The 12206-nt window shown below is 40.1% G+C and carries 10 protein-coding genes; all 10 read left to right on the forward strand.

Annotated elements, in window-relative coordinates:
- Positions 1 to 78: 78 nt before the first annotated feature.
- The 10 genes from ABD930_RS14815 (at position 79) to ABD930_RS14855 (ending at position 12093) form a co-directional block, all read left to right on the forward strand.
- Positions 79 to 3210, forward strand: coding sequence for a SusC/RagA family TonB-linked outer membrane protein (locus ABD930_RS14815; protein ID WP_345232519.1), 3132 nt, complete (start codon positions 79 to 81; stop codon positions 3208 to 3210).
- An 11-nt stretch (positions 3211 to 3221) separates the two neighbouring features.
- Positions 3222 to 5090, forward strand: coding sequence for a RagB/SusD family nutrient uptake outer membrane protein (locus ABD930_RS14820; RefSeq protein WP_345232520.1), 1869 nt, complete (start codon positions 3222 to 3224; stop codon positions 5088 to 5090).
- Positions 5080 to 5787 carry a DUF3823 domain-containing protein gene (locus tag ABD930_RS14825; protein ID WP_345232521.1) on the forward strand — a complete coding sequence of 236 codons (708 nt, stop codon included), beginning with the start codon at positions 5080 to 5082 and terminating at the stop codon, positions 5785 to 5787. The genes ABD930_RS14820 and ABD930_RS14825 overlap by 11 nt, the downstream gene beginning before the upstream one ends.
- Positions 5788 to 5908: 121 nt before the next feature.
- Entirely contained in the window at positions 5909 to 6736 is an 828-nt protein-coding gene (locus tag ABD930_RS14830) for a phospholipase A (protein WP_345232522.1), read from the forward strand.
- 68 nt (positions 6737 to 6804) lie between these two features.
- The gene (locus ABD930_RS14835; RefSeq protein WP_345232523.1) at positions 6805 to 8091 is read left to right on the forward strand and encodes a glycoside hydrolase family 76 protein; all 1287 of its coding nucleotides are present in this window, start codon (positions 6805 to 6807) and stop codon (positions 8089 to 8091) included.
- Positions 8092 to 8208: 117 nt separating this feature from the next.
- Positions 8209 to 9162 carry a metallophosphoesterase family protein gene (locus ABD930_RS14840; RefSeq protein WP_345232524.1) on the forward strand — a complete coding sequence of 318 codons (954 nt, stop codon included), beginning with the start codon at positions 8209 to 8211 and terminating at the stop codon, positions 9160 to 9162.
- A gap of 315 nt (positions 9163 to 9477) precedes the next feature.
- On the forward strand, positions 9478 to 9687 hold the full coding sequence (locus tag ABD930_RS21895) for a SymE family type I addiction module toxin (protein WP_425571136.1): 210 nt from the start codon (positions 9478 to 9480) through the stop codon (positions 9685 to 9687).
- A 339-nt stretch (positions 9688 to 10026) separates the two neighbouring features.
- Positions 10027 to 10509 (forward strand): hypothetical protein, encoded by a 483-nt coding sequence (locus ABD930_RS14845; RefSeq protein ID WP_345232525.1) that lies wholly within the window; start codon positions 10027 to 10029, stop codon positions 10507 to 10509.
- A 254-nt stretch (positions 10510 to 10763) separates the two neighbouring features.
- The gene (locus ABD930_RS14850; protein WP_345232526.1) at positions 10764 to 11189 is read left to right on the forward strand and encodes a hypothetical protein; all 426 of its coding nucleotides are present in this window, start codon (positions 10764 to 10766) and stop codon (positions 11187 to 11189) included.
- 343 nt (positions 11190 to 11532) lie between these two features.
- Entirely contained in the window at positions 11533 to 12093 is a 561-nt protein-coding gene (locus ABD930_RS14855; RefSeq protein ID WP_345232527.1) for an RNA polymerase sigma-70 factor, read from the forward strand.
- The last annotated feature ends 113 nt before the right edge of the window (positions 12094 to 12206 follow it).

A 12206-nucleotide genomic window follows, 5' to 3' on the forward strand; every position in this document is an offset into this window, starting at 1 on the left:
TAACCTTTAATTCTCTATGTAAAATCAAATGCTAATCAAATTGTCTAGAAAAAGACATTAACCAAAAATCGTACGAAAATGAAAATTTGTTATAAGCAAAAAAATGCTGGTATGTGGCCTCCTTTGTGCCATTTTATGCCAAAAGCAGTGCTGTTCATGTGCTGCATGCTCGTTTTATTTATTGCCGCTAAGGCGCAGGAAGCATCCTTAATAACGGTGAAAGGGCAGGTTGTAGACCAACAAGGTTTACCCATAATCGGAGCTTCTATTGTTCAGAAAAATGTTGCTGGCGTTGGTGTGTCCACGAACGCGAATGGCGATTTTTCTCTGCGCGTTCCGGGTTCGGCTACCTTAACGATCTCTTACACCGGTTATAAGACGGTTGATTACCCCCTAAATAATCAACAGGCCGTTAAGATAACCTTGGAAGAAAGTACAGAACAACTAGATGAAATAGTAATTGTAGGATATGGGCAGCAAAAGAAGGCATCAGTTACGGGGTCTGTAGCTTCTATTCAATCCAAAGAGCTAAATACAGTTAAAACACCGAACGTGACCAACATGTTGGCCGGTCGTCTTCCTGGTCTGAGAGCTGTGCAACGTTCAGGTGCCCCTGGGGATGATGGCGCATCCGTTGATATTCGTGGATATGGCAATATGCTCGTAATCGTAGATGGGGTGCAGCGCGATTTTGCACAGATTAACTCAAACGACATTGAGTCTATATCTATTTTGAAAGATGCCGCTGCCGCTGTATATGGATTTAAGGGCGCAAATGGTGTATTATTAGTGACAACAAAAAAAGGCGCCGAATCGAAGCCAAAGATTGATTACAACGGCTTTGCCGGAATACAAAAGGTTACCCGTTACCCTAAGATGATGAATGCTTACGAGTACGCTTCTTTATATAATGAGGCTATTCTAAATGTAAATCCAACAGCAACCCCCGCTTTTACTGATGAACAATTGGCTAGCTATAAAAACGGTGGCGGAACGGATTGGTGGAACGAGATGGTGCGCGGAACAGCACCTCAAATGTCTCACGATGTAAGCGTTTCTGGTGGGAATGAGAAAGTTTCATACTTCAATTCATTCGGTTATTTGAACCAAGGTGGGATTTTAAGATCGGGCGATTGGAAATTCAGCAGATACAATGTGCGATCGAATATCAGCATGCAGGTTGCAAAGGGCTTTTCTGTAGACCTGAAGCTAGGGGGCATCTTTCAAGATAGAAACAAGCCGGCAGAAGGTGATGAATTGTTTAGACAGGCGCAGATGGCTGTTCCTACTTTTGATGTTTTTGCTAATAATAATCCGGATTATTGGCAAGCAGTTGGAGATAAGCCTAATCCGGTACACACTTCTTATATAGATAATGCCGGTTATGAAAGACGCTTGCGAAGGGAATTTAATAGTTCTGTGACCCTGAATTGGCAACTTCCTTGGGTAGAAGGTTTAAGCGCAAAAGCTATGCTTGCCTACGATTATAAGAATAGTGAATGGAAAACATGGAAGAAAGAACTTTCTGAATACACTTATGATGCTGCCGCCGATTCATACAATGAAAAAGTTATACGTAGCCTAGGTAGTTTAGAATCCAAAATGGAAAACTATTACATGCCTACACAGCAGTACTCGTTAAACTACAACCATACCTTTGGAGGTAAACATGATGTGGGCGGAATGTTGCTTTGGGAAATGTATAATGACCGGAAAACTTCAATTCTTGGTGGGCGACAGTATACTATTGGGTTAATTGATGATATTGATTATGGTGACAAAGTTAACCAAAATACAAGTGGGGTTTCTGCAGAAACAGCCCATGCCGGTTTGGTAGGTAGATTTAATTACGCTTACGCAGGCAAGTATTTGGCAGAGTTGAGCTTCCGATATGATGGCTCTTATAAGTTCCGTTCTGATAATCGTTGGGGCTTTTTTCCTGGATTATCGCTAGGTTGGCGTATTTCCGAGGAGAATTTCTTCAAAGAGTCTCTACCTGATTTCGATAATTTCAAATTAAGAGGCTCCTACGCCAAAGTGGGTGATGAAGGGGATTTTGATGCTTATCAGTACCTGGATGGTTACAACTACAGCGGTGGGTATGTTTTCGGAAACCAAGGTCTGACACTTGGATTGGCTTCCCGCGGAATGGCTAACCCCTGGTTAAGTTGGTATGAATCAAAAATCATGAATTTTGGATTCGAAACATCTTATAAAAACGGATTGCTCACAGCTGAATTCGATTGGTTCAGAAGAAATCGGTCCGGCCTACCCGCGACTCGGCAAGGATCTTTACCAACAACATTCGGACAGTCTATGCCGCAGGAAAATCTGAATTCTGATATTAATACAGGTTTCGAACTAAGTTTGGGGCATCGGGGAGCAGTAGGTGAATTCAAGTACAATGTGTCGGCCAATTTTTCTACTACCCGTATAAAAAATGATTATGTAGAAAGAACAGCATCTACCAACCAATATGATAACTGGAGAAATAACAGCAATGATCGTTATAAAGATATCCGGTGGGGAAAAAAGGCAATAGGACAATTTACTTCGTATGAGGATATTCTGAATTCGCCGATACAGGATAATAATGGCAATAAATCACTATTGCCAGGTGATTTAAAGTTTGAGGACGTGAATCATGATGGCATTATCGATGATAATGATGTGCAGCCAATTGGCCATGGTTCTACACCACGCATGTATTATGGGTTAAATATTGGTGCGCAATTTAAGGGTTTTGACATGACCTTGTTTTTCCAGGGGGCTGCCGGACATGATATTTACCTTTCTGGAGATGTGCTGGATCCGTTCATTCAGCAAGGCTTGGGAAATGGTTTTGCTTTTATGATGGACCGGTGGCATCGGGCAGATCCTACCGACCCGAACAGCGAATGGATTCCAGGGACAATGCCTGCTGCACGCGTGAGCGGTTTTGGAGATAACCGATCCAATAACACCTGGTCTTTGCACAAAGCTGATTACTTAAGGCTGAAGACCATAGAGATTGGCTACACACTGCCCGGTAAATGGCTTGCAGATAAAGGAATAGAACGGTTGAGGGTTTACCTAAACTGTAATAACTTGTTGACTTTTACAAATAAGGACGGATTAATGCAGTATATCGATCCGGAGGCAGACAATAGTAGCCTGCGTTATTATCCTCAGATGAAAACCATGAACTTCGGTGTTAATGTAAGTTTTTAAATGTTAATAAAATGAAACAGATATCAAAAATATATAAGGGATTCTTGTTGCTGGCTTTATGCACTGCAGGACTGAGTAGCTGCAAGGATTATTTAGATCGTGAAGACACCAGTGGGTTTATAACAAACGATCAGATTTGGAAAAACTCAAAGGCTATTGACGCTGTACTAGTCAATCTCTACGATGGCGGACTGCGTTTAGATGAATTTGACGATTGGTATACCGGTAAGGAAAATAACCTGAACCCAACTGCCTTATCTGACGAAGCACAAGGATCTTATCAAAAAGATCCTGCTTTTAGCAATGCTAATACCGTTTATACTTATGGAGATTATTTGTTTGAAGATAAATTTTCAGACAGATATGTGCATATAAGAAGAGCCAATGAATTTTTGTTGAACCTGGAGAATACAGATGCAGTTAACGACGAGCAAAAGCAAGCATATAATGCGGAAGTACGTTTTGTAAGAGCAATGGAGTATTTTTCCTCTGTAAAGCGCTATGGCGGCGTTCCGTTATTGGTAGAGCCACAGGAGTTCAATCCGAGCGATTTTACCGTGCTTCAGGTGCCTCGTAATACCGAGCAGGAATGTTATGATTTTATCATTAATGAATGTAAAGCAATTGCTGACTTTTTACCAGTAACGAGGTCAGGCAGTGAACAGTACAGAGCAACAAAAGGTGCAGCCCTCGCTTTATTGTCTAGAGCAGCACTTTATGCCGGGTCTATTGCCAAATACGGATCTGTTCAGATCAACGGTTTGGTAGGTATTCCTTCCAGTGAGGCAACGCACTATTTCACTGAATCATATAATGCATCGAAAGAGATTTTTGCTTTAAATGTGTATCACCTATATGATGAAAATGCCGATAAAGCACAGAATTTCTATGATTTGTTTTCAAAGGCTGTGAACGGGAATAATGGTGAATATATTTTTCAAAAACAATACAGCCTATCAGGTGGGAAAGCACACAGCTGGGATAAAATGAATGCACCTTTTTCATACCGTGGAGGAGGATGGGGCTGCGGAATGGCTCCAACCTTGGAAATGGTAGAGGAATTTGAGTATACAGATGGTACAGATGGAAAATTAAAACTGTTTGAAGATGACGGGGTGACACCCATAAGGTATGATGATCCCTATGAGCTGTTTGACGGAAAAGATCCACGTTTATTCGGTTCGGTGTACGTGCCGGGAAGTCCGTTGAAAGATTCTAAAGTGGAATGGTTGCGTGGAATTATAGGAGCGGACGGAACCCGTTATCAGGCCTATAATCAACCGGATAAGGATAACAGTGTGATGGTTGATGGGAAGAAGTACTCAGCTTCAGGCAAAGATGGGGGAGCAGATATCGGAGATGCATCCAAAACCGGATTCTATGAACGAAAATTCTTTGATGAAACCCAAACCAATATGGATATGGGCAAATCAGAAACCCCTTGGGTGGTTTTTCGCCTAGGTGAGATTTACCTTAATTTGGCTGAGGCCTGTATGGAAATTGGAGGGAAAGATGGTGAAGCCCTTGATGCGGTTAATGCGATACGGGAAAGAGCAGGGATTAAATTATTAAATGAGATTTCGCTCGAAAAAGTACGCCATGAACGCCGTGTTGAGCTTGCTTTTGAAAAACAGCGTTATTGGGATATGAAGCGTTGGCATATTGCTCATTTGGATGTTAAGCAAGGTGGTTTAACCAACTTTAGAGGTACTGCACTATACCCTTGGTATAATGTGAGCGATGGTAAATACACATTTACAACGGGTGTACCTCCTAAACAGTTGCGTTCGTTTTTAGAAAAAAATTATTACATCCGTTTAAATAATACGGACATTAGTACTAATCCCAAACTTATTCAAAATCCAGGTTATGAAAACTAATAAATGCTTAATATTTGCGTTCGGAATTTTTATTTCCTTATTCGGTGCTTGTAAAAACGATATTGACAACTACGGAGCGCCAGATGGTGGAATACACGGTACTGTCTATGATGAGGAAACACATGAACCGATTCCGCTGCCAGTACAAGGTAATGCGGGGGTGTTAGTCAATTTAATTGAACAACAAACCAATGCAACAAAATCCGTAGACTTTAGGGCAAAACAAGATGGTACATACGAAAATAGCACGGTGTTTAACGGCGACTATAAAGTGGTGATTAACGGCCCTTTCGTTAATGGTTGTGAAGGATATGTAACAATTGACGGACAAACACAGTTAGACTTACATGCAGTGCCTTTTAGTCGGATTGACATACACGCTCATGCGGATGAGAATAATCGTCTTGAAGTCGATTATGAAATCCATAAAACGGATGAGAATTTTAATTTGACAGAGGTTTCGGTTATGTGGAATTTCGCACCAGGTGTTGATATCAATAGTTCTAACTATGCTGCTAAGAATTCTTTAGGGGCGGCTTCTCAAGGGACTTTTACATTTGACTTAACGAAGGATGCGAATTTTGTAAACAATCTATACAAAATCCAAGCAAACGGAAACCGCGTTTATGTACGGGTTGCTGCGAAAGTAAATAACCAAGTAAATTATAGTAAGACAATCGAGCTTATACTTCCATAGCGGGAGTAACTTTTCTTGAATCTTTGTAAGGTCCCTGGAATACATTTGTTTGTATCCGGGGACCTTTTCTATTTGAAAAAATAGGGTTTTGTAACCAACATATTAATTGTTATGTTTGGTCATGCGTAAATTCATGTTGATTCTAAACCTTGTGCTCTTAGGCTTGATAAGAACATCCAACGCGCAGATCATTGAGAAAGACGCAGATTTTCAAGCGAGTGAGCTGATGATCGATCAGCCAGGTTTTTCCATGCATCGGGATAATTATTTTATCAGCGGGATACCGCTCAACAAAAAACCTTCTAGGGATAATTCAGATGTGAAATACCAGATAAGCTTCAAGCAGCGCTTGAGGAGAACACCCCTGCCGGGTGGGGTTTTTCCTTATCTGATGTATACCCAAAAGGCTTTTTGGGATATCTACAAGAGCTCCAAACCGTTCGATGAAATTAATTTCAATCCCGGTTTTGCCTTAGTAAGGCCATTTTTTCTCAAAGGACATCGCTTAAGTTACCTCTCTGCTTTCTTGGAACATGAATCTAATGGTCGTGATTCTATCTATTCGCGCAGTTGGAACTTTTTCGCAGTTAGCTTACGATCGCAGTGGACAGAGCGCCTGACGCTAGGACTCCGTTTTTGGCTACCGATGGCTTATAAAGATGACAATCCGGATTTGCTAACCTACGTGGGACTCGGTGAACTGTCTAGCTCTTACATCATCAAGCCTGATATATGGAGTGCCGATATCATACTGAAGAAAGGTAAAGGTTGGAACAATAAAGGATCTATGCAGGTGCAGCTCAATTGGCGGCCATTTAAGGATGAAAATCAATACCTGATGTTGCAGTGGTTTCAGGGTAATGGCGAGAGTTTAATCGACTACAAACAACATACCAGTATGTTGCGCATTGGTTTTTTATTAAAACCGAACATTTTGGGTGTTTTTTGAACATGGTTTGAGCGGGTCTGTACATTCAAGTAGAGGATAGTTCCATTCAAGATAATAAAAGAAGTAATATGAAAATGTTTATCACAGCTATAAGCTTGTTCGTTGGATTGCATGTAAATGCTTACCATCACGAATCTCTTAATAACCAGTCGCGTATTGACAGATCTAACTTGTCAGCCGGAATATCTAATTCGGATGTTTGGACAGCCTACGATGCCTTTAACAAGTACCTGTTCGACCCCCAAACGCACATCTATAAAGTAAATACAGCTATAGCGAATGGTGCCGATACAAAGGCTCAGGTCGGTGCGATATGGACCCAGGCCATGTATTGGGATATGGCGATGAATGCGTATAAAAAAGCTTCAGCAGAACGAGATAAAGCTAAGCAGTCAAAGTATAAGACACTTGTAGACCAAATATATCAGGGAGCAGGTAATCATTATGTTCATTTTGACTGGCATAATCAGGACCCCCATAATGGATGGTTTATATATGATGATATCATGTGGTGGACCGTCTCTTTCTCACGCGCATACGGCATTTTTAAAAACCCTGAATACCTGAAAAAGGCAGATGAGAGTTTTTGTAGGGTTTGGCATGGGTCCTATCTTTTGAAAGACAGGGGGTCTTATGATGAAGAACATGGCGGCATGTTCTGGAACTGGAACAACGCAAATCCGCCGGAAAATCGCGATAATGGCAAGATGGCATGCATCAATTTTCCTACGGTAATTGCAGCGCTTACACTTTACAACAACATAGACCCGTCGGATAAGCAGCATCAAACAGACGATAAAATAGGTTTTAATGGGGATCCTCGTTATCCAAGATGGCACAGTCGGGATACCTATCTTCAAAACGCCCAAGAGATTTATGCATGGGGTGTGGAACACCTTTTCAATAAAAAGACGGGAAATGTAGCCGATAGCCGTCATGGTGATGGCGTAGCCTGGTCTGCTTCCATGTACAATCAGGGAACATTTATAGGTGCTTCTTGCCTCTTGTATAAGCTTACCGGCGAACAATCGTACTTGGATAACGCTGTTGCAGCGGCAAATTACGCCATGAATACCCTATGTGAGCCTCCATTGTATCTCTTTCCTTATAGAAGGGGCGAAGAGCAGGGGATATATACGGCTATTTTTGCCCAATATATGGCGATGCTTGTGTATGATTGCGGGCAGACACAGTTTTCAGACTGGATAGAACAGACAGTTTCGCACGGATGGAGAAATAAAAATAGGCAGCATCTTACCGGAAAGGATTATACAAAAGTACCCGATGCTCCTGTTTCTTGCTACGATGCTTCCGGTATTCCGGCACTCATGTTGTTGTTTTCAGGAAATAGGTGATGAATAAACAAAATTTCACAACACAAACTTAACTTTCAATATATATCGCAGGTCTACATTTGTTCTTGGATGAATCAAGTTAATCTTCCATTTAAGAAGACTTAAATAAAAGAGCAAATGAATCGCAGATCATTAATAAAGCGTTTAGGTATCGGTACGCTTTCCGGTTTAGTTTTGGGCAATTCGGCTTTTGCCGATACGTTGGACCAAGCAAATGATATAATCAAGACCGCTAAACATTCCTTACGTTTTGCTCATTTAACGGATGTGCATATGCAGCCAGAATTGGATGCGCCTAAATGGCTAGCTTCCTGCTTACATCATGTGCAGTCGCATACCGAAAAACCGGCACTCATTATCAATACCGGCGATTGTATTATGGATGCCCTCAAACAACCGAAAGACCGTGTGGAAACGCAATGGAAGCTTTGGCACCAGTTGATGACGGGCGAGAACAGCTTGCCCCTAGAATATGCGATTGGCAACCACGACTGTTGGGGGGCTGGTCAGAAAAGCGATCCGCTATATGGAAAGAACTATGCCTTAGACATGATGCGCTTAAATAAACCCTACCGCAGTTTTGATCAAGCGGGATGGCATTTTGTGGTGTTAGATAGCATCCAACCGCGTACGAATGATGGTAAGTGGTATGCCTGCCAGCTAGATGATGCCCAGTTTGAATGGTTGGGACAGGATTTGGCGGCAAATCGGGATAAACATACCGTTATTTTATCGCATGCACCCATTTTGTCTGCTGCTCCCTTGGTAGTTGGCCATCTCGGAAAAACCGATACCGGTTATGATCTCGGCGGAGGATCGATATTAAATGATGCCGAACGGGTAGTAACTTTATTTACCCAACATCCGCAAGTAAAATTGGCTTTGAGCGGACATATCCACCTAACCGATGAAGTCAAATACCAAGGCGTATCCTATATCAGCAATGGTGCCGTAAGCGGCAATTGGTGGAAAGGCGATCGCTATGCAACAAAAAATGGTTACGCCATGGTTGATCTTTATGAAGATGGTACATTTGACAATCAGTATTTTACATATGGTTGGAAGGCGTAAAAATGGCTGTTTCAAAATGGTTGTTGCGGGGAAAAATCGAAGCGCTTTCTTCCTTAATTATTGCCGACATAAAAAAACATCATACACAAAGCTCAACTTACTCCCAAAAATAATTTATAAAATAGTATCGCTGTAGGTTTCCATAAAATTTCTATCTTTGAAGTGCGAAACAATTAAGAGAAATTCAATGTTTAATTCATCAAATTTAGAAATCAAAGATAAAGCCTGGCGGAGAGCGGGTGTAAGTCCCGTAACCTACAAGTTCTCTTGTTGTTTCGCAGCACCGTCAGGCCCCTTTTTAAAAATCAAAAAGTTATGCGAAACAACAAGAGACAAACAATCAGGAGACCTGATGTGCGTAGCCTGAAAATCCAACCAAAGACAAGGTTTAACAAATACAGTCAGAAAGACGTCCCAGAAATCAAACTCTGTGGCGACTGGTTACAAAATCTCGGCTTCCAAATTGATTCACGAGTGACAGTAACTTCAATGCCGAACTTGTTAATCATTCGGACAACAGAGTAAAAATTAAAGAGCCGTTGACAGACCATTGTCGACGGCTCTTTTGACAAAAACTGTGGACGAAAGCCCAGCACATAACAAGGGTTTGAAGAGCGGGGCGAAAACGTTTCTATTGAAACATTTTCTTTATATTTGGTTTTTCGGCTTCGGTTGAGGATTTTCGGCTGAAAATCCCCGCCCTCGCCAAGCCCCGAGCCGTTACCTGTAATTGCTACTCGACTGCGTGTACCAATGACCGAAATTCAAAAATCAACTTTGGATGTAGAATTCGGCACCTAATAACACAAAAAACTAAAAGAACCGAATTATTATTTAAAAGTTTAAAAAATTTGAAAGAAGAAGATGCCGATTTATATTACCGTCCGTCGAATCTTTATTAGTTCCTTATTTATTTTGGGACTTGCTGTTTTTTCACTTTTCAATAATTCTAAGAAGAAAGAAGATTATTTAAAATCAAAAGGTACAATAGAATATCTTGACAGAACATTTCAAGACCTACCAATAAGAAATAAAGGTGAATTTCGGTATTTAAAAATTGAAACTTATCCTTATTTGTTTGAAATTTATGAACCTAATCACGAACCAAACAACTTAACCATTGATGATTTAAAAATTCAAGATAGTATTGACATTTATTACTATGAAACCAACGACACCAAAAACAGTGGAATCAATCGATATGTTCAGTTCATTGACAAAGACGGAAAAGCATATTTTATTCGTAATGGGTTTCAAAAACAACTTGGTTTAATAGTTATATTTCTTGGTATATTTATTAACGTCATAGCACTTGTACTTTGGAAAAAAGGAAAATTAAATTGGTAACATACAAAGTCCATACAAAGCCCGAAAGAAATTTCTATACTTGCCGACTGAACTGGAAAAACTTAAATATCGCAAGAAAAAAATGCAACTAAAGGTAACAATAGGTTTAAAAAATTGCGAGCGAAGTGCTTTCGCTTCTTTCACTTCTTTTTATAAATTGGTGCGGTGCGACATAGGTTCTGCAAGTAATTTCGCAATTTCTCAAACCTGCAAACCGTTAGTGGCAAGTTTTGACGACAATCATAATCTGAACTATGGAATTTTTAGTAACTACAATAACCTTAACATTACTTGTTGGACTTTTAATAAGCCCAATTCTTTTAATTCGTTTCATTAATCGGACAAAGATTAAATATAAGTTCGTTTCATACTTGACAATTGGTGTGTTTCTAACAGCATTGTTAACAATTTTTGCTTGGTGGGCTTACACTTCGGACTTGCTTTTGCTTAAACATTATGGATATGACATTGACGGAATGAATGAAACTGAATTTTATAGAAAAGTTTTACCGGAGAATCTTGACAAAGTAAAAAGTCTTGAGACAAGCATTATGGGAATAGGATGGCCATTAAAAGCAATAATGTCATTTGTATTTTATTCACCTTATTTGTTAATTATTTACGGTGTGACATATCTAATCGGACGGAAAACACGTAAAGCGGAATTGCAAAAATTATAAATAACGAAATAAGTGAATAGCACAATAGATAGACAATTACAAGGAACAAATAAACCAGCCACTAACACGTGTAAAGCAAATTGCCCAACACGAAACCGCAAAATCAATCCTTGAATTTTTAGAAAATGAACTTAACCTCATGAAAAATGAAACTACTAGGAATAGAAGTATCAAAGGTAAAAGGCTTATTGCAGGATGGGATAATGACTCTTTAATCAACACCCTCGAAAATTAGATACGTTTGCTCTGAGGCATATGGTGAACGTTTTAATAATCAGATAATTTTAATTATTTTTGCTTTAGGTTTGTTGATTGCATGCCCGCAATACCCTGAAGTGAAACGATGTCGGCCTTTACCTACAGATTCCCCCATGATAGAGATAAGTGGGAATCCATTTATAAGAATTATTATCAGCTGTTATGTCATTTCGCATATGGCTATTTAGGTAACCATGCACTATCTGAAGATATTGTGCAAGGAATCCTTGTTAAACTATGGCAAGAGAAAGTTCAGTTTGATGACGAGGCACATTTGAAACACTATCTTTATAAAAGTGTCAAGAACCGATGTTTGAATGAGGTGAATACGTCTATAATCCGCGATAAAATTACTCAAAAACTCAGTGCTGCTGCCGAAAGCGAGGAAAACGATTTATTTCATCACATTGTCCGAACAGAACTGTACGGACGGATTCTACAAGCAATCGACGCGCTTCCCAACAAGACTGCAGCAGTATTCAAGCTGGCTTATTTAGAGCAAAAGAGTAATCCAGAAATTGCTGAGCTTTTATCGCTCAGTATCAATACCGTGAAGGTGCATAAAAACAATGCCAAGAAACAGTTGCGGACAGCACTCAAAGATTTATACCCCTTGCTGTTTCTTCTACTCCACAAATTACAATAGCAAATTTTCTCCGTAAGCGTTTTTTAATAGCGGCGCGATCGGTATACGTCATTTCTAAAAAAAATGAAATCTCACTAATCCTTTTTTTATACTTATCTGTAATAGCACTAAAA

The organism is Olivibacter ginsenosidimutans, assembly GCF_039542865.1.
Lineage (GTDB): Bacteria > Bacteroidota > Bacteroidia > Sphingobacteriales > Sphingobacteriaceae > Olivibacter > Olivibacter ginsenosidimutans.